The 24,051-nt window shown below is 37.0% G+C and carries 16 protein-coding genes and 2 pseudogenes; 9 read left to right on the top strand and 9 right to left on the bottom strand.

What is annotated here, in order from left to right:
* Positions 1-64 precede the first annotated feature (64 nt).
* Entirely contained in the window at positions 65-1,783 is a 1,719-nt protein-coding gene (locus FJR11_RS18450) for an asparagine synthetase B (RefSeq protein ID WP_168506279.1), read from the top strand.
* A 5-nt stretch (positions 1,784-1,788) separates the two neighbouring features.
* Here FJR11_RS18450 and FJR11_RS18445 read toward each other — a convergent pair whose 3' ends face one another.
* The 5 genes from FJR11_RS18445 to FJR11_RS18425 form a co-directional block, all read right to left on the bottom strand.
* The gene (locus tag FJR11_RS18445) at positions 1,789-3,093 is read right to left on the bottom strand and encodes a hypothetical protein (RefSeq protein ID WP_168506277.1); all 1,305 of its coding nucleotides are present in this window, start codon (positions 3,091-3,093) and stop codon (positions 1,789-1,791) included.
* Positions 3,094-3,203: 110 nt separating this feature from the next.
* Positions 3,204-4,412, bottom strand: a complete 1,209-nt coding sequence (locus tag FJR11_RS18440) for a decarboxylase (protein ID WP_254444782.1) — start codon at positions 4,410-4,412, stop codon at positions 3,204-3,206.
* Positions 4,382-6,085 (bottom strand): asparagine synthetase B, encoded by a 1,704-nt coding sequence (locus FJR11_RS18435; RefSeq protein WP_168506273.1) that lies wholly within the window; start codon positions 6,083-6,085, stop codon positions 4,382-4,384. The genes FJR11_RS18440 and FJR11_RS18435 overlap by 31 nt, the downstream gene beginning before the upstream one ends.
* A 2-nt stretch (positions 6,086-6,087) precedes the next feature.
* Complete coding sequence (locus tag FJR11_RS18430) at positions 6,088-6,708, bottom strand: DUF3859 domain-containing protein (protein WP_168506271.1); 621 nt, start codon at positions 6,706-6,708, stop codon at positions 6,088-6,090.
* Between the two features lie 74 nt (positions 6,709-6,782).
* Positions 6,783-8,627 (bottom strand): CHASE2 domain-containing protein, encoded by a 1,845-nt coding sequence (locus tag FJR11_RS18425; protein ID WP_168506269.1) that lies wholly within the window; start codon positions 8,625-8,627, stop codon positions 6,783-6,785.
* 222 nt (positions 8,628-8,849) lie between these two features.
* Here FJR11_RS18425 and bchD point away from each other — a divergent pair, with 222 nt between their 5' ends.
* The 4 genes from bchD (at position 8,850) to FJR11_RS18405 (ending at position 13,864) form a co-directional block, all read left to right on the top strand.
* Positions 8,850-10,874 (top strand): magnesium chelatase ATPase subunit D, encoded by a 2,025-nt coding sequence (gene bchD / locus FJR11_RS18420; protein WP_168506267.1) that lies wholly within the window; start codon positions 8,850-8,852, stop codon positions 10,872-10,874.
* Positions 10,875-11,035: 161 nt separating this feature from the next.
* Positions 11,036-11,353 (top strand): hypothetical protein, encoded by a 318-nt coding sequence (locus FJR11_RS18415; protein WP_168506265.1) that lies wholly within the window; start codon positions 11,036-11,038, stop codon positions 11,351-11,353.
* Positions 11,350-11,712, top strand: a complete 363-nt coding sequence (locus tag FJR11_RS18410) for an aspartyl protease (RefSeq protein WP_168506263.1) — start codon at positions 11,350-11,352, stop codon at positions 11,710-11,712. The genes FJR11_RS18415 and FJR11_RS18410 overlap by 4 nt, the downstream gene beginning before the upstream one ends.
* 49 nt (positions 11,713-11,761) lie before the next feature.
* On the top strand, positions 11,762-13,864 hold the full coding sequence (locus tag FJR11_RS18405) for an RNA-directed DNA polymerase (protein WP_217358243.1): 2,103 nt from the start codon (positions 11,762-11,764) through the stop codon (positions 13,862-13,864).
* A gap of 63 nt (positions 13,865-13,927) precedes the next feature.
* Here FJR11_RS18405 and FJR11_RS18400 read toward each other — a convergent pair whose 3' ends face one another.
* The gene (locus FJR11_RS18400) at positions 13,928-14,881 is read right to left on the bottom strand and encodes an RsmB/NOP family class I SAM-dependent RNA methyltransferase (RefSeq protein ID WP_168506261.1); all 954 of its coding nucleotides are present in this window, start codon (positions 14,879-14,881) and stop codon (positions 13,928-13,930) included.
* Positions 14,882-15,113: 232 nt separating this feature from the next.
* Between FJR11_RS18400 and FJR11_RS18395 the strand changes: the two are divergent.
* Together FJR11_RS18395 and FJR11_RS18390 are read left to right on the top strand one after the other, a co-directional pair.
* A pseudogene (locus FJR11_RS18395) lies at positions 15,114-16,565 on the top strand (DUF2157 domain-containing protein); the annotation flags it as partial.
* An 832-nt stretch (positions 16,566-17,397) separates the two neighbouring features.
* Positions 17,398-18,132, top strand: coding sequence for a GDYXXLXY domain-containing protein (locus FJR11_RS18390; protein WP_168506260.1), 735 nt, complete (start codon positions 17,398-17,400; stop codon positions 18,130-18,132).
* A 352-nt stretch (positions 18,133-18,484) separates the two neighbouring features.
* Here FJR11_RS18390 and sppA read toward each other — a convergent pair whose 3' ends face one another.
* The 3 genes from sppA to purE are packed head-to-tail and all read right to left on the bottom strand — an operon-like array spanning position 18,485 to position 21,931.
* The gene (sppA, locus tag FJR11_RS18385) at positions 18,485-20,302 is read right to left on the bottom strand and encodes a signal peptide peptidase SppA (protein ID WP_168506257.1); all 1,818 of its coding nucleotides are present in this window, start codon (positions 20,300-20,302) and stop codon (positions 18,485-18,487) included.
* A 33-nt stretch (positions 20,303-20,335) separates the two neighbouring features.
* Positions 20,336-21,391, bottom strand: coding sequence for a type 2 isopentenyl-diphosphate Delta-isomerase (fni, locus tag FJR11_RS18380; protein WP_168506255.1), 1,056 nt, complete (start codon positions 21,389-21,391; stop codon positions 20,336-20,338).
* A gap of 27 nt (positions 21,392-21,418) precedes the next feature.
* Positions 21,419-21,931: a 5-(carboxyamino)imidazole ribonucleotide mutase gene (purE, locus tag FJR11_RS18375; protein ID WP_168506253.1), complete on the bottom strand. Its 513-nt coding sequence runs from the start codon at positions 21,929-21,931 to the stop codon at positions 21,419-21,421.
* Positions 21,932-22,084: 153 nt separating this feature from the next.
* On the opposite strand from purE, the gene nagA reads away from it, so the two are divergent.
* Together nagA and FJR11_RS18360 are read left to right on the top strand one after the other, a co-directional pair.
* Complete coding sequence (nagA, locus tag FJR11_RS18365; RefSeq protein ID WP_254444781.1) at positions 22,085-23,248, top strand: N-acetylglucosamine-6-phosphate deacetylase; 1,164 nt, start codon at positions 22,085-22,087, stop codon at positions 23,246-23,248.
* A 389-nt stretch (positions 23,249-23,637) separates the two neighbouring features.
* Positions 23,638-23,892 (top strand): annotated as a pseudogene (locus FJR11_RS18360) (single-stranded DNA-binding protein); the annotation flags it as partial.
* Positions 23,893-24,051: the final 159 nt, after the last annotated feature.

Below are 24,051 nucleotides of genomic sequence, written 5' to 3'. Positions count from 1 at the left end.
GGTAAAGGGTGATTGGTAATTGCTAATATTTTTACTTATTACCCCTTATCCAATACCCAATCCAATGTTATTTAATTTTTTTAAAAGTCCTCAGTCTGCCATTGCAAATATTAAATTTAAGTCTAGCTGGTGCGTAGCTTACGGAAAACTCGATAATTTAAGAGAAGATGTAATTTGGCAAGATCAGCAATTTGCAGTTATTTCCACACCAGATAAATTTGCCATAAGTGATAATCAAAGATTTATAGTAGTTGGAGATATTTGGTTAAGTAATCGAGGGGAATTACTACAAAAATTAGGAATTGAGATTAATGATAATTGCAGTAATCAACAAATATTTGTGCAACTTTGGGAAAAATCCAATTCTGAATGTTTAACCCTTTTACTGGGAATGTTTGGGTTAGTAGTTTGGGATTGTCAAAAACAGGAATTATATTTAATTAGAGATGCCATAGGTGGCAAGACTTTATATTATACTACAACTGGTATAACTCATTGGATATCTCCAACATTAAGAACTCTTGCACCCTATCGTTCTGATAATTTAGATTTAGTTGCATTACGGGATTATCTTTGTTGTGCTTTTGTGCCGGGAGAAAGGACACTTTGGCAAGATATCAAGGAAATTCGTCCCGGTACTTGGCTACAAATGCCATCACAACAAGTTTATCATTATTGGCAATTAAAAGAACAAATTATAGACATAAATCAACCTTTAGAATGGTATGGTGAAAAACTCCGTTCTTTACTTGAACAAGTTGTTAAAGAATATTTACCCGAAAATCAACCTGTGGGGATTTTCCTATCTGGTGGTTTAGATTCTAGTAGCATTACCGCATTAGCAGCAAAATTACATTCTGCACCAATTCACACCTATTCTATTCATTTTGGTGCGGAAACTGCGAACGAATTAGAATTTTCTAATTTAGTTGCAGAACATTGTCAAACTCAACATCACATCTTAGAAATTACCTTTCGGGATATGTGGGAACGTCTTCCAGAAACAATGGCTTATTTAGATGATCCTATTGGTGATCCTTTGACAGTTCCCAACTTATTAATAGGCAGAATAGCGCGGGAAAATGTACAGGTTACACTCAATGGAGAAGGTGGAGATCCTTGTTTTGGTGGTCCCAAAAATCAACCCATGTTAATTAATAGTTTATATGGTGCTATTAATAATCAAAATTCTTTACAAGCATTTTTAATTTCTTTTCAAAAATGCGCTTTAGATTTACCGCAACTTTTAAAACCGGAAATTTTGCAAAGGTTGAAAAATGAATCTTCTGTATTTTATGATGATTTAAATGCCGATGTCAATTATTTGAATAGATTAATGGCATTGAATATTAAATTTAAAGGTGCTGATCAAATTTTGACCAAGGTGAATAATTTAACTCAAGCAGCAGATTTACAGGGTTTATCACCATTATTTGATCAGCGTGTAGTTGAATTAAGTATGCAAATTCCTCCAGAATATAAACTTTCGGGAGTGGAAGAAAAAGCAGTTTTGAAAAAAGCCATTAGTGATATTTTACCAGATACTATTATTCATCGTCCTAAAAGTGGGATGATGGTTCCTGTACAATTAGGATTTCGGAAATATTGGCAACGGAAAGCAAGAAAATTGTTATTAAATAGAAATAGTGAGATTGCAGCTTATATTAATCAGGATATATTGCGTGAGTGGTTAGATTTTAAAGGGGATGTTTGGGGAAGATATGGTGTTAAACTGTGGTTATTGGTAAGTTTGGAAATTTGGTTACAGGTAAATAGAAAGTGAGTAAATTAACCAAAACTTTCCACCATATAAATATCATTTCCTGAATCACCAATTAAAATCAAACTATTATCATCACTTTCCAAATTAGAACTTCCAGAAATACCACTTCGCAGAACTTGAATTAACCTTTGTGGAGTAAAAGATTCCAACTCAACAAAATTACCAGCATCTAACCAAGCCAATTCTTCAGCAGTTAAACTTTGACGAATTTCTCCAGGTAATTGTTTAGCTGCGGTTGCTAAATCTGGAGAAGATTGGATAAACATTCCTCGCTTAGTAGCTATGATTTGTCTGGGTAAAAGTCCAATGTCAATAATTTTCACATTGCTATTGAGAAACCACCGTTCACTGGTGCGAAGATGATTAACTAAACTCACACCTTTAGGACTACAATCATGGATTGTAAAAACTTTTAAATCTGGGTTTCTGCGAAGCATTTCCATTGTTGTATTGAAAATACTTTGGGGATAACCAGTAATGCTGAGAATTGCACAATTATTTTCAAAGTGGAAATTATTAGCAATTAAGAATTGGGCAATAGTAGCACTATCACAAACTACTAATCTATCAAAGCTATAAGCAGTGACATCAGGATTTATTCTAGCTGGTGCTATTTCTTGTCGTGGGGAAGGAAGAATTTTTTCAGGGACATTATTGATTTGTTCCCAGCGGTTTAACCATTCTTGTAATCGGGTTTGAGAAATTAAAAATTCTTGTATTAATTTGCCAACTTTTCCTAATTGTTGAGTTCCCAAAAATAGGGAATACATTCCTATACTGACAAAACTAACAAATAGAATGAACGACTGAAATACAAACAAACTTACTGGTATTCCAGCAACTAAAATCAAAATTCCTAGTCTTTGTAAAGATTTAGCACTGTCTTTGCGACTAGCATGATTGAGTTTAACAGATTTCGTATTATTAAATAAATAAATTACTACGCAAATTTGATAAATTACATTTGCAGTTAAAAAAGAATTAAATCCCAGTATTCCACTGAACATACCACCAAAAAAGCCTGTTACCCAAACATTAAAGAAAATGTAAACTCCAGCAAATCCTAATGGATTAAATGATTTATTTCTCAAACGACTATCTAAAAAGTAAAGCAGTTGTTTGGGTGTAAAAAATAAAGTGTTATTAGCAGAAATATCATTAATGATTTTAGCAAACATAGGATCTGTAATTTTTACAGTTCCCATACTTGTGGGTTCAAAAGCAAAAGGATGATTACATTTAGTACATCTTCCTTGATTTGCTGTTCTGTCTTTTAAATTATTATCAGTTCCGCATTTAATACATTTCATAGTTTTATTAGTTTTGAGTTGGTTAAAAATTGTTATCTCAGATCCCCGACTTCTTTTTTGATTTTGTCATTAAATTAATAATTAATCGTAGAAGTCAGGGATCTTTCCTTTTAGAATATTTGATTATCAAGTAAAACACTATAATCTTCCCGTTTACGAATTAAACGATGTGTGGTATTTTCTAGTAATACTTCCGCTGGTTTGGGACGATGTAAAAAATGTGAAGACATTGCATAACCATAAGCACCAACATCTAAAATATTAATAATATCCCCAACTTCTAAAGCAGGAAGTTGACAACTTTTCCCTAAATAATCCCGTGAGTAAGTTGTATTTCCACAAACATCAGTTAAATACTTTTCAGAAGTTGGATTTTTCCAAGTTACAATTTCTCGATAACCTCCATGTACAGCAGGAATAGAAATATTAGCAACAGTAGAATCAACACCAATAACTTGTTTTTTTCCTTGCCATTTCACAGAAACAACCTTAGCCAACATAGTAGCACAACCAGCTACAGCAGCACGTCCTGGCTCAATTACCAAATTAATATTTCTTCCTAAACTGCCAATTCTCGTACTTAACTCATTACCAAAAATCTCCCAATCAAAAGCTGCACTATTGTGATGATATGGATAACCAAAACCACCCCCAAAATCTAAATATTGCCAATCTGGTAACTTTTTTGCAATCTCTAAAACCGAATCAATAACATCAGTAAAAGCGGTCGTTGCATTAGTTCCCGTACCGCGATAAAAATGTAAACCCCTTACCTTCAACCCCGCAGCAGAAGCAATAGAAACAGCCTCATCAAAATCAACCGAACTAACACCAATACGACTATCCTCCGACACATTCAACCGCAAACCGATATTTAACTTTGCGCCTTTGCTTCTTTGCGTCTTTGCGCGAAATAAAAAAACCTCACAACACAAATGCAACTGAGAAATACTATCCAAATTGAGAGTAGTCACACCCCAATCAAGAACCTGTGCCATTTCCTCTCGATGCAAATTACTACCACTATAAACAATATCACTGGGATCAAAACCTGCATTTAAACCCAAATAAATATCACCAGGAGTATTAGCATGAAGTCCCCAACCAGCGGCTTTAAATATTTTCAATAAAGCAATATTGCCATTGGTAACACTAGCAAAATGAAACTTTGTCTGAGGATAACTAATAGCTTTTGTAATCCTGGCAATAGTTTGGCGTAAAATATCGCCATTATAAACATATAAAGGAGAACCATAAACTTGCAATAATTCTTGTGCAAGTTCTAATTCTAAATTGGGAATTGCTGGTACTTTTTCCATAACCATCGAGGTAAAATAAATGGATGATATAAAGACTTTTTGCCTAATTTAGAACCAAAAACATGATAACGCCAAAGTTGCCACATTATCAATAACCACAAACTTTCACCTATTCGTCGTCCTTGAATTGCACCCCCTAATTCACCTGTAACAATTTGTGACGCAATATCAGGAAAAAAGCAGTTATCCGAACTTAGTATACCCGGATTTAACCAATTACCGATATCATGCCAATAATCATTTAAACACCAAGAGGTTAAGGGAACACCCATACCGCGTTTTTGTCGCCAAACAATTTCTGACGGTAGCAAATTTTCTACAGCCCGTTTGAGAATATACTTCTCACAAGCACCATGTAGACACAGTTCACCCGATAGCTGAAAAGTCCATTCTGCTAACAGTAAATCACAAAAAGGCGATCGCACAACCAACCCATGAGCAAAACCCAACGCAGTTGCACGAGGATGAATATTTTGCGCTCCTTTTAACATCAAACTGGCACGCCGGAGGCGATGTAATAATGAAGGACAAAAACTAGCATCAAGAGCATCTAACAGCCATTCTTGAGCATTTAAACCTTGAATCTGGGCATATATTTCCGGCTGATACAGACTAGATTCATAACCCCAAAGACGGTGAAAAGTCCGCAGATATTGGTGAATAAAACTTTCTTCTTTATGAGGATGTTCCCCTTGATAAATACCCGCAGCAATTAAAGGTTTATTAGTCCAACCGGCAAATAATTGATCACCACCTTCACCATTAAAAATTACTTGTGTTTCTTGACTAGCAACTTGATTGAGAAGATATAAAGGAACAGTTACACCGTCACCAAAAGGCGAATCTAAAGCTTTGATAGTAGGAATTAGAGCCTGTTTAATCTTAGCAGGACTGGCATCAACTTTAACTAAAGGAATATTTAAAAATGCTGCTACTTGTTCAGCATAGGGATATTCAGGAATTCCCACATTCCCAAAATCCAAAGTATAAGCACGAACTTTCACCCCAGCTTGTACCAACAAAGCCGCAACAATGGAAGAATCTAAACCCCCAGACAGAAAAACCCCCACAGGTTCATCTTTTAAATCAGCAATTTGTTTTTGAAGAGAATTTTTTAGTAAAACTTGTAATTGAGAAACTGCGGTATTTTCATCTTGAATTTGTGACGTTGATTCACACCATTGATAAATAGTCCGAAATTGAGGAGAACCGATATTTTCCCAAACAATCTCAGTTCCCGCAGCTACAGAAAACACTTCATTTACCGGAGTTAGAGGATTAGGAACATAGGAAAAACAACTATAACCATATAAACCATAAATATTAACTTCTGGTTTTTCCATAACTTCTAAAAGTAATTGTAATTGAGAAGCAAACCAAATCACCCCACCTTGCTGAGTCCAAAATAAAGAAACTCGTCCAAAAGCTTCCCTCCCCAAAATCAACTTATCCTCTTCTAACCTCACCCAAACATCAAAAGCATCAGAAAATCCCCCAGCAGAAATACCCGCAATCGTATTTTGCGGTAACACAGGTACAGAATCACAACCAACATAAACAACATTCCAAAAAAAATTTTCTCCCTCAAACCCTCTCTCTGTGCCTCTGCATCTCTGCGTGAAAACCTCTTTTTTATCCTTACCCCAATAACCAATAAAATGAAAAGGAAACATAACTATTGCACCACAAAAGATTCTTCACTAATTTTCCGATTGTCAAGAAACATTTCCACTTTCCAATTACCCACATTCGCCGTAGGATTAATAGTATAACGACAAAAAGTATCCCAAACAGAAGTTTTAACTTCACGGGTTTGATAATTATTTTGCTTGACAATTTGACCACTGGGGTCAATCCAATTACAAGAAAGATTGAGTTTTTTGCCGATAGGTGCATCTTTTAAAGTCACCCGATAAAAAAGTTCTGAATTAGTTTGACGGGAGATATTTTTTAAATTCCCATTATTTGATTCTAGAGTAATTCTGTCCTGTTGTGCAGAAATATTAGCTAATAAAGAACTTTGTTGCTTGTTAAAAAATACAGTTAATCCTATTCCTATTATTATAGTCGCAGCTACACCAAAAGCAATCAGTTTATTGCGGCGTTGTTGAACTTCTAAAGCTTGTTTACGCTGAACTTGAATTAAAGCTTCATCTAATAATTCAGGTGGTAAATGCAAATCTTGTAAAATTTCCCTAACCTGTTGTTGATTAAGTTCGGCTTCTTGACGTAATTGCAGTCCTTGAACTTCAGCAATTATTTGGTTTAATTGTTCTTGGGTTAGTCGCTGGTTCATGATTTATAATCACTTTTAATTAACGCATTTTGGTCATTATTTATATTTTAACTCAATATAAGAAATATAGAATTTTAATTTTCTTTTCTAACTCCAGTAATAGAATAAATCAAAGTTAATTGTTGTCGTCCTCGTAGCTGTAACTGCTCTAATTTTTGAGTATGAAAATGCTGTTTAACTAGTTGAAATGTAGTTTCACTAATTAAGATACTATAAGGATTTTCCTCTTTAACATTTTTATTAAGTTGTTCCAACCGAGCCGCAATATTCACAGCATCTCCTAATACAGAATAATTCAATCTTTGATATCCACCAATACTACCAGCAACTACTAAACCTGTATGAATACCAATACCGATATGAATAGCAGGTTTACCCAATCGTTCTAATTCCTGATTTAATATTATCAATCTTTCTTGCATAGAAATTGCTGCCGACACAGCATTAATAGCATCTTGTTTAATTTCTGCGGTTTCAGTGTGGGGAAAGGGAATACCAAAAACAGCCATTACCGCATCTCCAATATATTTATCAATTACTCCATGATGTTTTTGAATACACTCAGCCATAGCACCTAAATAGGAGTTTAACCAATCAAGTAAATCTTTGGGTTTCATGCCTTCAGAAATAGTAGTAAAGCTGCGAATATCAGTAAATAAAACAGTTGCGATCATTTCTTGAGCATCTAATTGGCCATTTTGAAAAATTTGGTTTCGATTTTGCCAAATTAAATCTGCTGTTTCTGAGGAAACATGACGAGCAAATAAACTCATTAATTGTTGTTTTTCTTTTTGTTCTTGCCACTGCACAGTTAACCCAGCTAAAAACATTGTACCAATGGGAGCAGCAATTGGCAACCAAAAATTAGAGGTTATTAATACTAAAACTGATAAAGTAAACCAAGTAAAAGGCATTAATCCTAACAGTATAGTTCGTTGCTTGAATTGTAAAGGAGTGAGGATAAAGCTGGAACTAATACCAATACAAAACAATAAGAATAGTTCCCATGTCCAGGATAATTTTTTGAGAAATCGGTTATTAAGAAGATTATCAATAGCAGCAGCATGGAGATAAATACCAGCCGTGGGTTGTGCTTTCTCAAAAGGAGTTTTTAATGGGTCATTTGCACCAGTAGCAGTTAACCCAATTAAGACAATTTTATTTTTTAAATTAGCTGGATTTACCTTTTTTCCGATAACATCTACAAAAGAATAAGTAGGGAGTTTCTGAATTGGTGCTATCCAATTAATCCACACAGATTGAATTTTTTTTCCAGGTTTTGGAGGTGGTAATAAAATTGGTGGTTTTCGGGAATTATTATCTGTAGTAAAAGTCTGCTGTAAGCTATTGTTGTATGCCTCCAATAATCTAATACTGAGGGCAGGAACTTGATTAATATAGAGGGATAATTGACGAGTTACCCCATCTACATCGGCATTACTAACTATGTGTCCTTTAGCAGTAACACGATCTAGAATGGGAACAGGAAGCAGAGTTTGTGAATGTAAACCAGGTGCAATTGCTAAGACAATTTGTCCATTTATTTCCATGGCTTCAGCTAGTTTTGCATCTGCACTAGTCGGTTCAGTAAATAAAATATCAAAACCAATTGTGGAGGGAGGAGAAGGTTCTAAAGTTTCTAATAATTGAGTATAGCGATTGCGTGATAGTGGAAACTCTCCATACTTTGATAATGTATGATCATCAATGCCAATGACAACAATCCGCGAATCCCAATCCCCATGAGGTAAATAGTTGCGTGTTTTGAATAATAAATTAAATCCTATTAACTCTAAGGGTTGCCAAGCACCTACTTGCCATAATCCCATTGATAACAGTGCAGTCAATACACCAGGTAACAGTAAATGCTTTTCTAGAATAGGGCGTTTTAGATATTTTATCCAGGGAGTAACATTCATTTTTATAAAATTAAACTTGTACAGATATATTGCTGAGATTCAATATATAAATTATAAGCCTTGAAGACTACACGAAAAAACCTAATTCTGTGAGTTTGTGATATTTTTCTAAGGTGAAGCGTTTAACTTGAATCATAGTTATATATCTTGCTCCTTTGGGAACTTATTCTAAAATGTGCCAGAAATTGCTATGATAAAACGATAATAACTATTAAAAAAACAATGCCTGCGCCTACTATTGCCCCGACAATGACTGCTTTTCCCCTGACTGCTGTAGTCGGTCAAGAAGCAATTAAGATAGCCTTGCTATTGACAGCAGTAGATCCCGCTTTGGGGGGTGTGGTAATTGCAGGTCGTCGCGGTACGGCTAAATCTGTGATGGCGCGTGCTATTCACGCTTTATTACCACCCATTGAAGTTGTTAAAGATTCCGTTAGCAACTGTGACCCCAACCACCCAGAAGAATGGGATGATAAACTCTTAGCAGAAGCAAGACAGGAGATAGAAACAGCAATTATCCCTGCACCTTTTTTGCAAATTCCTTTGGGGATTACGGAAGACCGGCTTTTAGGTTCTGTGGACGTGGAACAGTCGGTTAAACAAGGTGATACAATTTTTCAACCGGGGTTACTCGCTACAGCCAACCGGGGTGTGCTGTATGTGGATGAAATCAATTTATTAGATGACCAAATTAGTAACCAACTTTTATCGGTATTATCGGACGGACGTAACCAAATTGAACGGGAAGGGATCAGTTTTCAACATCCTTGTAAAACCTTGTTTATTGCCACTTACAACCCAGAAGAAGGGGCGCTCAGAGAACATTTACTTGATAGAATAGCGATCGCCCTATCAGCAGACGGAGTTCTGGGTATAGATCAAAGAGTACAAGCAGTCGAACAAGCGATCTCCTATTCTAAATCTCCCTCAGAATTCCTCCAACAATACAGCGAAGACATAGACTCACTCAAAACCCAAATCATCCTGGCACGGGAATGGTTAAAAGAAGTCACCATTAGCCAAGAACAAATTACCTACCTCGTCAATGAAGCCATTCGCGGAGGTGTGGAGGGACACCGCGCTGAACTATTTGCAGTGCGCGTAGCCAAAGCCGCAGCAGCCTTAGAAGGACGCAATACCGTCAATGCCGAAGATTTACGTCGTGCGGTGGAATTGGTGATAGTTCCCCGAACCACAATTATTCAAACTCCACCAGACGAACAGCAACCACCACCACCTCCCCCACCACCACAAGAAAGTCAAGACGAGTCGGAACAAGAAGAAGAACAAGAGGAAGAACAGGAAGAGGAAAAAGAAGAAGATCAAGAACAGCAAGAACCCCCAGATATTCCCGAAGAATTTATCTTTGATCCAGAAGGGGTAATTCTCGACCCAGAAGTGCTTTATTTTACGCAAATGGCACAAAAGCAAGGTAAATCTGGCAGTCGCAGTATTATCTTCTCAGACGATAGGGGACGGTATATTAAGCCGATGATTCCCAAAGGTAAGGCGCGACGCATCGCCGTAGATGCCACATTGCGAGCCGCAGCCCCGTATCAAAAAGCACGTCGAGCTAGACAACCTGATAAAAAGGTCATTGTTGAACAGGGAGATATCCGTTCTAAGCGGTTGGTGAGAAAAGCTGGTGCTTTAGTGGTCTTTGTTGTGGATGCTTCTGGTTCAATGGCTTTAAATCGGATGCAATCTGCTAAAGGTGCAGTCATGCAATTGTTAACAGAAGCATATCAAAATCGTGATCAAGTATCTTTGATACCCTTCCGAGGAGAACAAGCAGAAGTTCTATTACCTCCTACCCGTTCCATTGCTTTAGCTAAAAATCGCTTAGAAAGATTACCTTGCGGTGGTGGTTCACCCTTAGCACATGGTTTAACTCAAGCGGTGCGGGTGGGGATAAATGCCCAAATGGGTGGAGATATCGGACAGGTTGTAATCGTGGCAATTACTGATGGTCGCGGTAATATTCCTTTGGCTCGTTCTTTAGGAGAACCGATGGAACCAGGAGAAAAGCCAGATATCAAAGCCGAATTATTAGATATTGCTTGCAGAATTAGGGCTTCCGGGATGCAGTTATTGGTAATTGATACGGAGAGTAAGTTTGTATCAACTGGCTTTGCAAAGGAATTGTCAAAAACAGCCGGAGGTAAATATTATCACTTACCGAAAGCGACTGATAAAGCGATCGCGGCTATGACTAGGGGAGCGATCGCAGACATGAAAGCAAAGTGAGGTATTTTGGGATTTCTAACTAAAAAATATCCCAAAAATGTAGGGGTTTAGCAGTGCAAAACCCCTACCCACTGAACACACCACTAAGAAACTAGATCATTGATTTTGTGGATAATTAATTTATGACTCATACTAAAATAGTAAAAATGGAGTTTCTAAACATGAATCAGCTAACACCAAAACAACCAGCAAGAAGAGGAAGAATTTTCCCTGAATTAACTTTATCACCAGAAGAATTAGCTAAACGTGAAGCGGAAAGAGAAGCATTTCACAAACGTTGTCGGGCAATTTTTGAGCGTGTGCGTCCTGAGTTAATTCAAGAACATTATAATTGGTATATTGCCGTAGAACCAGATAGTGGTGATTATTTTGTTGATCAAGATATGGAAGTTGCTAGTAAACAAGCTAGAGACAAACATCCTCATGTGATACACTTTCTATTTAGAATCAATGAAACTGGAGTAACCGGGAGAATATGATACATGGTTATTTTGGTGATGAGGGGCAGCTATTTTTTGAAGTTGAGTTAATTACTGCTGATGGTTTAAATCTGCCTGTAGATACCTTGTTAGATACAGGTTTTACAGGCTTTATGGCTATTAATAAACAAGATTTAGATGCTTTGAATTGGGAATTTATTAGTGAACAAAGAATGCGAACTGCACAGGGAATAAAAATTTTTGATATTTATTTAGGTAAGGTGATATTAAATAATCAAGAGTATGAAATTCCTGTTTATGCTGGAGATCAGTTGACGGAGATTTTATTGGGTTCACGTTGGTTGGAGTTTTTGCCTTTGGTGGTGAATTTTCAACAGGGTATTTTGACCTTGGGATAAATGATTTTTAGTAAATAAACCACGAAGGCACGAAGGAGACAAAGGGAATATGTCTTTGGAAAAACAGTTTGATAATTTTTTAACATTAGAAAATTTTTATTTAGCCTATCAACGGTTACAAACAGCATCTAGAAATCCATACAAAGAGCTTTATTTTGAAGATATTAAAATATTTGGTTTTTTCTTAGAAGAAAATATTTCAATACTTTTGAATGAAATAGAACAAAACATCTTCAAGCCAGAAAGTTCATACAAAATTTTTATACCTAAAAAGAATAATCTTTTTAGACCTTTATCTTTATTAAAATTTAAAGACTTATTAGTTTATCAAGCTATTATTAATACGATAGCAGATGTTGTTTATGATGAGATAGCACCTTACTACAATAGTATTATTTTTGGCAATGTATATAATACTTCAAAAGAAAATAAAAATGATAGAATTTTTCTATTTAAGCCTTGGAAACAGCAATGGAATAAATTTGAGGAGAACACAAAAAAATATTATAAAGAAGGTTATAAGTTTTTATCTGACTTTGATATTGCCTCTTTTTTTGATACTATAGATCATTATATTTTGCAACAAATATTAGAGAATAATTTTCAAGTTGATAGTAAATTAATCGCACTTTTAATGAAGTTACTTGAAGCTTTTACAAGTGATTCAAACCATAAAACATTTAGGAGTAAGCATGGAATACCCCAAGGACCGATTGGATCTGCACTTCTAGCCGATTTATATCTTTTTCATTTTGTCGATTTAGAGATGCTTAAAAATAGAAAAATACTAAATATTCAATATATTAGATACGTAGATGATATAAGGATTTTCTCAAAAGATAAAATTTCTGCTCAAAAGGCAATAGCTCATCTAGATTTACTAGCAAGAGATTTAGGGTTAATTCCTCAACCAACCAAGATTACCTTTAATGAAATAAATAATTTAGATAAAATTTTAAAAAGCCAGAAAAACAAATTTTCAGCGATTACTAAGGAATATAAAAAGGCAAAAGGATCTCTTAAATCTAAAACTCATCGAAGGTTGAAAGAAAGATTTATAGAGTGCTTTAATGAAAAAAGTGAAAAAGAAGAATATTTGGATAAAACTCTAATCAAATTTTCTTTATATAAACTCAATAAAGATGAAGATATAAAATCCATTATTTTGAATAAATGGGAATTTTTATATATTCATATTGAAGAAATTTTATTTTATCTCAGAGAACACTTTTCAGAAGATCATCAAGTCAGAAATTGGCTGATTGAAATTTTGCGTAACCAGAATTTATTATTTCATCATGTAGTTGCTTTAATATTTAAATTCTTTCCAGATATAGAATTTATGGAAGATGTGTATCAAAGATATTTTTTAGGAAGTGACAGACATTGGTTAGTTAGATATTTTATGTTTTATTGGCTTTATAAAAATAATAAAATTGAACTTATTTTATTATTTCAATCAGATAATTATTTCTTAAATCGAGAAGCCAATAATTTTAAATTTAGAATTTCTCAAGAACCAATCTATTTGGGATCTCTTGTTCAATCTCTCCTAAAAGATAAAGATTCTTTAGTTGCTTTGCATGGATTAAATTTGGGATTCTTCCAGATTATGACTACATCAATCAATTTTGATAGATCTGAATTTAACGAATATATCAGGTATATCTTTTCTAAAGATATGACTGATTATATAAAGCATCACCTCAAAAATGAGTTTTCAATTTTAGCTCCTGAAAACTTTTTTAATAAAAAAATTTGGACTGATAACGAGATATATCAAGAGCTAAATATATCTTTTCAGATATTTTTTGAATATAGAAATATAGATTCTTCTAAATCATTATTAAACCTTAATTCTTTCAATAATTTACTTTACGATAAAATTTGTGAAATATTAAAAATATGTAAACCTGCACCTGATTATGGGGTAAATTTGAATTCTGGATGTATTAAAGACTATTTTCCAATTACTAATATGTATTTCACACAAATTAATGAAAAAAGAAACCAAAAAACAGAGGCTCATCCATATGATAAATATGGAAATTTAAGAATTAAAATTAGTATTCCCGAATTAGGACAACTGATTAGAAAACAGCAAAAAGCTTTAGAAGAAATTTGCCAGTTTAATTTTTTATCTTATTTGTAAGTGTGATAATCAGCCCACACAGATGGGCTTTGTGTAGCCTCAAAATTCCATCCCAAAAGAATATTACATATTTTGATATCTCCACATAGCAGACATAGAATCTAAATCAACCCCCTTCACATCCCCTTCCGCCGTATTTTTAAACAACACCGTAAAAGCACCAGCACCCAACCGATATTGCGGAAACATCCGATAACAAGGAATAGTAGTTAAACGAGATTGAAAAGTAGATAAATGATCAACTTCCACCGCTTGAAAATGCGGAAACCGTTCCAAAAACCATTCACAAACCTGCTCATTTTCCTCAACAGAATAAGTACAAGTCATATAAGCTAAATAACCTTGAGGGGCAACAACTTGGGCAGAATTAGCAATAATGCGCTTTTGCCGATTGGCACTTTTATTAATTGAAGTTGAGTGAAAACATCCCGGTGCTTTCTCATTCTTAGCTAGTAAAGATTGCCCAGTACAAGGGGCATCAACTATCACCAAATTACTCGAAGCTGGCAACAATTCTGCAAAAATACTAGAATCCCTATTTACTACCCCACTGGGTTTAATTTGGCAACGTTTTAAATTAGAAATTAACATCCCCAACCGCTTACCAATCACCTCATTAGTAATTAGCAAATCAGGTTTTAAAGCCCTCCAAGCAAACACACTTTTACCACCAGGGGCAGCACACATATCAAAAACTACAGATATTGATTCAGGAATTGCCAACAAAACCGAAGCAGAAAAGACCGAAGAAAAATCTAAACAATAAAAAGATCCTTGTTCATGCAGAGGATGCTTACCAGGTTTTTCTCCTAAAGATAAACGGTCTACAAAATGCGGTTGCCAATGTGTTGGCGTTTGCACATTAAAAGGCGAAACATCGGGTTTATCTTGACACCAAAGAATAGCAGGTGCAAAAGGTTGGGGATGAACCAAAGCATCTACAAACTTTGTTTGTTCATCTACATTTGTAAATAACCGCCGGGTAACTTTAAGCAATAAATTAGAAGGTTTTTCCATATTAATTTCTACAAAATTAAATCAGAACAGAAACTGTTACATGAGAACAATGCAATCAATATATTTGGCTGCATACTAAAAAGACATTGACCGATATTCAGATGGCGTTTGCAAAGTGCTTCCGATATGGCTTCTGGCTTTTGGCTAGAGGCCAACCTTGTTTTAATGCTTCTCAAACTCATGCCAAATTAAGATTTTAGATTTGGTATTACACTTATTTACCGGAGAGGTCATGATATTTAACAATTTTCAGCAAAAACTCCGCCAAGAATCACAACGTTGGCGAGACGAAGGAATTATTAGTTCTTCCCAGTATGACCAAATAGCCAAACGGCATCAATTTAATAAGATAGAAGAATCTACCCGTGATGGTTTTGGTGTCATTGCCATTGTCATCGGCGGTTTACTGTTAGGGTTAGGCTTAATGACCCTTGTAGGCGCAAATTGGCAGGGTTGGTCACGGGAAGTCAAGTTTATCTTATTAATGAGTTTGTTTCTCTCCACAGCCATTACTGGGTTTTTAACCTGGAGAGAACCCACACTGATTACCAATCAAGGTAAAAAATCACAAGAGGGTAAACGGGCAATCGGAGAAGCATTGTTAATTCTCAGTGCTTTTATTTTAGGGGCAACCCTCATGTTAATGGGGCAAATATTCAATATTAGCGGTTCAGCTTCCGAGTTATTTTTAGCTTGGGGGTTTGGGGTGTTAGTCATGGCTTATAGTCTTTCCCTCAATTCCTTGGGAATTATGGCCATTGTCCTCATTCAAATCGGTTATTGGATAGGACTTGGTAATTTGGGATTTGAATCTGGGGAAGTGACTTGGGCGCGTTTAGCTGTGCGCCATATGCCCTTATTATCATGGTTGCTATTTGTCCCTCTAGCTTATATTTGCAGATCCCGATGGATTTTTGGACTGGGGGTAATGGCATTTATCCTATCTTTGCAATATAACCTCAGACCTTTACCACTGTTGACATTTTCTGATGTGGTTTCTTGGATAGCCTCCTTTGCTTTAGCCTTACCACCTGCCTTACTTTGGAGTTATGACGATTTACTTTTTCCTACAGTTAATTATCGGTTATTTCAACCCCTGGCACGCAATTTAGGCTTGATCTGTTTTGGTGTAGTTTTTTATCTTTTGTCTTTCCGTTCGCAATGGGAATCTGGAGATTATAGTGGAAATTTATCATTACTAACTCCCTACTATCAATCCAATAATTTATCGAATGTATCGCCGTCTTTGCCAATTATTGATTTAGGGATTCTCAGTGGTTTAGCCGTGTTGCAATGGTTGTTTCTGATTCGTCAAAGCAACAGTCCACTCCGCCGGGAAGTATTTTTCAGAATTGGCATTATTACTACTTTTTTGGGGTTCATTTTCATTACTCCCTTTTGGCATCAAGCTATCACCAGAATTACTGAACTAGGCATTTTTATCTTCAATGTTTTGTTGGCAATATTAGCCTGGGGATTAATTCAAGAAGGTTTGAAATTACGCAGAAGAACCTCTTTTTGGTGTGGTATGCTATTATTCACTCTGCAAATTATCAGCCGGGTTTTAGAGTATAATACTGATGTTCTTTTCCGGGCTTTAGTATTTGGTACTTGCGGTTATTCCCTCATTGCTGCCGGACTTTGGTTTGAACGTCGCTTTACTACATCTAAAACTAGCAATAGTGGGGGTAATAGCGGAGGCAATAAAGGTGGTGGTAGTGGCAATAGCGGTGGTAGTGGCAATAGCGGTGGTAGTGGGAATAGCGGGAATAGCGGCAATACCGGGAATAGCGGGAATAGTGGGAATACCGGGAATAGTGGGAATAGTGGGAATAGTGGGAATAGCGGTAATAAAACTAGTAGTGGAGGCAATAGCGATAACAGAAGCAATAGTGGGAGTGATTATAGAAGTAGTAGTGGAGGCAATAGCGATAACAGAAGTAATAGTGGGAGTGATTATAGAAGTAGTAAAGGAGGCAATAGCGATAACAGAAGCAATAGTGGGAGTGATTATAGAAGTAGTAGTGGAGGCAATAACGATAACAGAAGTAATAGTGGGAGTAATTATAGAAGTAGTAGTGGAGGCAATAACGATAATAGAGGTGATAACAGAAGTAATAGTGGGAGTGATTATAGAAGTAGTAAAGGAGGCAATAGCGATAATAGAGGTGATAACAGAAGTAATAGTGGGAGTGATTATAGAAGTAGTAGAGGAGGCAATAGCGATAATAGAGATGACAACAGGGGTGATTAATAGGATGATTTTCAATCAGAATGAAGACATATTCATCAAGAAGAATTCAGCAGTTAAAACAAATTAATAGGGGATATTCTGTCGGATATTGCTACATTACTCGCACAAAATTAGATTTTGACTCTTACTTTCTTTCTCCTGACTCAGTGACTCCTGAATTCTTCCTATATAAATCTCTGCGAATAAATTCCTATCTAAAAATTAGCAGTAATGGGAAAAGTATTTTTTCCTATTATCTATTACCAATTACTAAATTAATCCCATGAAAAATGACTTCCCTGAATCAAAAAAAACCTCAACTCCAGAAATGCAATTTTCTGAAAATTTAACTTTTCGGGATTATCTTACGGCTACAGAACAGAAGGCTAATAAACCTTTACCGATTTGGCGATTAATTGCCCCTTTATTGGTGCAAGTCGGTTTAATTCTGGCTGTACCTTCCCAAGCCATGTATACAGATATGACTGGTAAGACAGTAATTTTGCAAACTGTACCGATAAATCCTAATGATGTTGTCCGGGGTTCTTCATTAAACTTGGATTATAATATTTCTCGTCCCGAAACTTTGAGAAGATTACCGGGTTGGAATGATTGGTTGCGAAGAAATTCCCGTAGAGGTAGACAAATTTCCCAAGGAAGTATCTTATATTTAATTTTGCAAGAACGACAATCTTTTAATCGGAATGAACTTCAATCTTGGCAACCTATACGAATAAGTAGTAATCGTCCTGTTTCTTTAGCTAATAATCAGGTAGCTTTAAAGGGTAATTATCAAGACGGCTTGATTAATTATGGTTTGGAAACCTATTTCATTCCTGAAGAACAAAGACAGCAAATTAATAATGATATTTCCCAAATTCAGGAAAATAGAAATGGTAGACAACAACCAATATTAGTTAGGGTAAAAGTAGATCCTCAAGGTAATGCTGTTCCTACGGGTTTATCCATAAGAGATTCCTCCGGTGAACGTGGCTATCGCAATTATCGTTTTCAGTAGTATTAATTTGTCAGAATCAGGATTTACAAGATTTAAGGATTTATAGGATGATAGAAAAAACTCCCAAATTTCATCACCCCAACAACAATCATACAGCAGATTTCGCTCTTATGAGGTACAAACCTGAATCATGAAACTCTTGTAGTGCGGGCATCTTGCCCGCTGGATATTGGATATCTACCTCATAACACCGGAAACTGCTGTAAATCCTGATTCTGATATTTAATGTAGGGGTAGCGCCCCCGTGCCTACCCCGCCTACCCCGCGTCCCCGTGCCTACCCCGGTATTTGGGGCAACCACAGGGGGTTTGCCCCTACCGAGAGGGTGAGATAATTATTAATTAATTATTTTTTATTCAATCTTGAAGTTAATAGGTAAGCGGGTATAAATTCCTTGGGGATCATTCATTTTTTCTAAAACATTGATTTCCTGTTGGAATTTCCCTAACTCATTGATGAGGGGATTGGGGTTTTTTGTTTGAGTTGTTTCTATACCTAATTTGGCTTTTGTTTCCTCTAACTTTTTCCCAAATAACCGTTCTGAGAAGGTACTCATTTGGGGATATTCTTGTAATTCCCAATCAGCACCTAATTTTGCTTGTTTAGCAGCATATTCAATAGCTACATTTAACCCACCAATTTCATCAACTAAACCGATTTGTTTGGCTGCTGTCCCTGACCAAACTCGTCCTTGGGCAATTTCTGCGACTTTTGCAGTTGGTAATTTCCGTCCTTGGGAAACTTTTTGCAAAAATAGATTATAAATGCGGTCAACACTGCGTTGATAAACTGCTAATTCTTGGGGTGATTTAGGACGGGAAATAGTTTGTTGATCTGCAAATTTGGATGTTTTCACAGAATCCCAAGTTATGCCATTATTATTGCCCAATTTTTGACCATTAAATAATACCCCAAATACACCAATAGAACCTGTAATTGTGTTAGGTTGAGCAAAAATGCGGTTGGAATCACTAGCAATCCAATAACCACCAGAAGCAGCCATATCACCCATGGAGACAATCACGGGTTTAACTTGACGAGTTAATTTAATTTCTCGCTGCATAATTTCCGCTGCGGTAGCACTTCCACCAGGGCTATTAATTCTTAAAACTACGGCTTTTACCTGATCATTTTGCCTGATTTTTGAGAATATTTTAGCATAGCGATCACCTCCCACTTCGCCACTATCACCGCTACCATTGACTATTTCCCCTTCTGCATAAACAATGGCAATTTTATTGTCTGAATCTAGCGATTTTCCAGGAACTTCTGCATAATCACCTAGACTAATTTTTGTGAATGTTTTATCTTTTTTATTATTACCAGTTAATTTTTGCAAGTCGGTGAATACTTGATCTTGGTAAGCAATCGTATCTACTAAACCATTAGATTTAGCTTCTGTGGCTTCTAAAATTGCTTGACTATTGGCAATAACTTGTAACTTTTGCGGTTGAATATTTCGGCTTTTACCTACAGATGTTCGCCATTCTCCCCAAACATCATCTAATAATTTCTGTGTTTGTTGCCGGTTCTCTGGGCTGAGTTTATTCAGAATTAACGGTTCTACTGCACCCTTAAATTTACCCACCCGCACAATCTGCACACCAACGCCGTATTTTTCAAATGCTCCCGCTAAGAACATTGGTTGTGAACTTAAACCGTTCATTTCCATTGCTCCCATAGGGTTAACTACGATTTGATTCGCTACAGAACTTAGATAGTATTCCCGTTCACTCCAATCTGTACTATAGGCAATAATTTTCTTCCCAGTTTTGCGAAATTTTTCCAATGCTTGACGAATTTCCTTCAAAGAAGCATAGCCAACTGCACTATTAGCATTAGTTCCATCTAGATAAATACCCACAATGCGTTGATCACGTCCGGCTTTGTCTAAAGTTTCTACAACTTGACGGAGTGTAATACTATTTTCATCAACACCACTCAGAGTTTTTTGGAGTAATTGACTAGAATTAGGTTCACTATCGGTGATTTTCATAGACAAGTCAAAAACTAACACTGACTTATCTTTAACTTTTGGTCCCGCATTTTGGGAACTAGCAACCGCAATCAATAGTAATAATAATCCCAGTGTACTGACTCCAGAAAAAATAGTCAGTCCCAGTAAACTACCAATTAAACTTGCAAAGGTTTGTTTAAGAAAATTAGTCATTAGTTATTTTTGTCAGTTGTCAGTTGTCAGTTGTCAGTTGTCAATTATTAATTGTAAACTGTTAGATTGCTTCAATTTATACAAGTTGCTGTTAGCAGTGCAAAATAATACGGTGGTGATTTCGGCAATTAATATCTCTGTTAATTCTACTATAGCCGCTTCCGATACTGCCGCTGCCTTAAGGAAGGGCATTGCTAAACCGGCAATATCAGCCCCTAGAGCGATCGCTTTGGCTACATCTAAACCATTGCGTAAGCCCCCAGAAGCAATTAACGGAATATAGGGATCATGCGCCCGAATACTGGTAATACAGTCGGCTGTAGGTATCCCCCAATCTCCAAATGTTTGCCCCAAACGCCGCTGTAAGGCAGTTTCCGCCCGCTCGCTTTCCACTAAAGCCCAAGACGTACCCCCCGCACCAGCCACGTCAATAACTTGCACTCCAGCATCTATCAATTTTCCTGCCATTGTCGCCGAAATGCCATTACCTACTTCTTTCGCAATGACAGGTATTGGCAATTTACTGCATAAATTAGAGATTTTGTCAAGCAATCCATGAAAATTAGTATCACCCCTGGGTTGAATAAACTCTTGCAAGGGGTTAATATGTAAGATCAGGGCATCAGCTTCGGTAAGATCAATAATTCGTAAACATTCATCAACGCCATATTCATAATTAAGCTGCACCGCGCCTAAGTTAGCAAAGAGGAGAATATCCGGCGCATATTTACGCACAGCGAAAGTATCCGCAACTTCAGGTTTTTCTACTGCTACCCTTACAGATCCTACACCCATTGCTAATTTGTATTTTTGGGCAACTTCTGCTAACCGACGGTTAATAATTCCCGCTTGTTCTGTACCTCCTGTCATGGAGGAAATTAACAAAGGTGCATTCAGATGTTTTCCTAGAAAAGTCGTACTCACGTCAATATCTTTACCATCAAGTTCTGGTAAACAAGAATGGGTAAAGCGATATTTTTCTAAGCCAGTAGTAATGGCTGGAGACTGAACATTATCTTCTAAACAGATGCGGATATGATCTGCTTTGCGATTTTGGGTTTGGGCTGGGGTGTTAATAGGAAGGTTCACTGCTTATATATGGAATTATGTTAATATCTATTGTTGCAAATATTGTTCATACCCAAGCTGATCTAGTTTAGCTTGCTTTTCCATGACCATATCACAAAGACTTTGGCGATAAGCTTGAACTTTTTCCAGTAATTCTGGTTGGCCAGTAGCGAGAATTTGTACAGCTAAAAGTCCGGCATTTTTAGCATTACCAATGGCAACAGTAGCTACAGGTATTCCCGCTGGCATTTGTACTATAGAATATAAAGAATCCACACCTTGTAAATTCCGGGTAGCGACGGGAACACCAATCACAGGTAAAGGGGTTAAAGATGCTACCATACCAGGAAGATGAGCCGCACCACCAGCCCCGGCAATAATCACCTTAATACCGCGTTGATGTGCAGTTTTAGCATACTCAAACATCCGTTCTGGGGTACGATGGGCAGAGACAATGGCAACTTCAACTACAATACCGAATTCTTCACAAATAGCGATCGCATCTTTCATGGTAGGCAAATCGGAATCGCTACCCATGATAATACCAATTTCGAGACTCATATAATTTAGGGATTGGGGACTGGGGACTGGGGACTGGGGACTGGGGACTGGGGACTGGGAAAGAACTGACAACCGACAACCGACAACTGACAACTGACAACTGACAACTGACAACTGACAACTGACAACTGACAACTGACAAAAATAACACCCATGCTGGCAAATGTAGATATTATCAACGCAAAAGTCCCCGGTTATCAAGATTTACAAAGAATCTTAGTTAACCAAGCAGGCATAATTGAGCAAATTATGTCCATGAATACAGCATGGGAAAAAGTTACACCACAAAACTTACAAGTTTTAGATGTGGCTGGGGACTGGATTTCTTTAGGTGGTGTGGACTTACAAATTAATGGTGGACTAGGTTTGGCATTTCCTGAATTAACATCAGAAAATTCCTCTATGCTACCAAATATCTCTTCATTTTTATGGGAAGCCGGAGTTGATGGTTATTTACCAACCCTAGTTACAACTTCTATCGAAAATATTCAGCGATCGCTTGCCATTCTCGCTAATTATACCCCCAGTTCTCAAACTTCCGCACAAATCCTGGGAGTCCATTTAGAAGGCCCATTTTTAAACTACTACAAACGCGGCGCACATCCAGCGGAATATCTTCTCCCCCTTACCATTGATCAAGTTAAACGGGTATTAGGAGATTATGCCCATTTTGTTAAACTCATCACCCTTGCACCAGAATTAGACACCACAGGGAAAGTGATCCCATATTTGCGTTCCTTGGGAATTACCGTCAGTTTAGGACATTCACAGGCGATCGCATCTGAAGCCCAACAAGCCTTCACCCAAGGCGCTACAATGATAACCCACGCCTTCAACGCCATGCCCCCCCTCCACCACCGCGAACCGGGGTTATTAGGCGCAGCAATGACCGATCCGCGTGTTTTCTGTGGCTTTATTGCCGATGGTCAGCACCTTGACCCCATAATCTTAAAAATTCTTCTCCGTGCCAGTGAAAACTTATTCATTGTTAGTGATGCCCTTGCACCATTAGGATTACCTGATGGGATTTATCCTTGGGATACCCGACAAATTGAAATTATCAATGGTACAGCCAGATTACAAGATGGCACTTTAACGGGAACAACCCTACCCTTATTAGTGGGAGTGCAAAATCTGGTCAAATGGGGAATTTGTGATGTAGAAACCGCCATTAGCCTGGCTACGGACGCACCTAGACAAGCTATTAATTTACCAACATTTGCCCCTAATCAACCTGCCCATTTATTGCGCTGGAACTGGGATGAAATTGGTAAAGAACTGACTTGGAAACGGTTACAGCACTTCCCGGTGTTATGAGGTACAAGAACCCCACCCCCAACCCCCTCAAATATCCAAAGTTTATCCTTTTCTTCCCCCCGCTGCGGGGGGATTGAGGGGGGTGCGATGAGGGGGCTATGATGTACCTCATAAGAGCGGAAACCGCTGTAACTGTCTAAACTATGATTTTTAGGATTTTTAGGATTTTTAGGATTATCACATCAATCGAATAAATCACAGTCTTAACTGTGATTTTCTCAAAAACATAGTACAATTGTTCTATACAGACAAAACATAATGCTCGTTCTAGTCAAGTGTAATATAGAAAGACAATGATGATACTGATCATTGTTTTAACTAATATGCTTGACTTTTCTCGTGCAGTTAAATTCACCGCGAGAAAAAGTATTAAAAATCAGGAGAAATTGATGAACAGTTGTATTTTGATGGCCGAAATTTACGATAATCCCCAACTGCGTCATACCCCAGATGGATTAGAAGTTACAGAAATGATCGTTCATGTAGCGGGAACAAAGCCAGAAGATCCTTCCCATCCTTTAAAAGTCGTAGGTTGGGGAAATTTAGCCAAAGAGATTCACCAAAGTTATCATCAGGGCGATCTCGTTATTATTGAAGGGCGCTTAGGTATGAATACAATTGATCGCCCCGAAGGATTTAAGGAGTGCGATTCGTTGTTAGCTGAATCACGGTAATCAATCCGTACATAAGCTAACCAACCCCATCTAGCAATAGATTAGGTTGAACTCTCGGTCTGATATGGGTGCAAGTCCCATCTACCAGACTCAGGTATGACTCCCTAACTGCCCACGATGACCCGACTC

Source organism: Anabaena sp. UHCC 0187 (genome assembly GCF_009712035.1).
In the GTDB taxonomy this organism is placed as follows: domain Bacteria; phylum Cyanobacteriota; class Cyanobacteriia; order Cyanobacteriales; family Nostocaceae; genus Dolichospermum.
This window is presented reverse-complemented; position numbering and strand designations above follow the sequence as displayed.

Coding starts and splice junctions, on each gene's coding strand:
- FJR11_RS18450 (WP_168506279.1), top strand. CDS start 65: ATGTTATTTAATTTTTTTAAAAGTCCTCAGTCTGCCATTGCAAATATT.
- FJR11_RS18445 (WP_168506277.1), bottom strand. CDS start 3,093: ATGAAATGTATTAAATGCGGAACTGATAATAATTTAAAAGACAGAACA.
- FJR11_RS18440 (WP_254444782.1), bottom strand. CDS start 4,412: ATGGAAAAAGTACCAGCAATTCCCAATTTAGAATTAGAACTTGCACAA.
- FJR11_RS18435 (WP_168506273.1), bottom strand. CDS start 6,085: ATGTTTCCTTTTCATTTTATTGGTTATTGGGGTAAGGATAAAAAAGAG.
- FJR11_RS18430 (WP_168506271.1), bottom strand. CDS start 6,708: ATGAACCAGCGACTAACCCAAGAACAATTAAACCAAATAATTGCTGAA.
- FJR11_RS18425 (WP_168506269.1), bottom strand. CDS start 8,627: ATGAATGTTACTCCCTGGATAAAATATCTAAAACGCCCTATTCTAGAA.
- bchD (WP_168506267.1), top strand. CDS start 8,850: ATGCCTGCGCCTACTATTGCCCCGACAATGACTGCTTTTCCCCTGACT.
- FJR11_RS18415 (WP_168506265.1), top strand. CDS start 11,036: ATGAATCAGCTAACACCAAAACAACCAGCAAGAAGAGGAAGAATTTTC.
- FJR11_RS18410 (WP_168506263.1), top strand. CDS start 11,350: ATGATACATGGTTATTTTGGTGATGAGGGGCAGCTATTTTTTGAAGTT.
- FJR11_RS18405 (WP_217358243.1), top strand. CDS start 11,762: ATGTCTTTGGAAAAACAGTTTGATAATTTTTTAACATTAGAAAATTTT.
- FJR11_RS18400 (WP_168506261.1), bottom strand. CDS start 14,881: ATGGAAAAACCTTCTAATTTATTGCTTAAAGTTACCCGGCGGTTATTT.
- FJR11_RS18390 (WP_168506260.1), top strand. CDS start 17,398: ATGAAAAATGACTTCCCTGAATCAAAAAAAACCTCAACTCCAGAAATG.
- sppA (WP_168506257.1), bottom strand. CDS start 20,302: ATGACTAATTTTCTTAAACAAACCTTTGCAAGTTTAATTGGTAGTTTA.
- purE (WP_168506253.1), bottom strand. CDS start 21,931: ATGAGTCTCGAAATTGGTATTATCATGGGTAGCGATTCCGATTTGCCT.
- nagA (WP_254444781.1), top strand. CDS start 22,085: ATGCTGGCAAATGTAGATATTATCAACGCAAAAGTCCCCGGTTATCAA.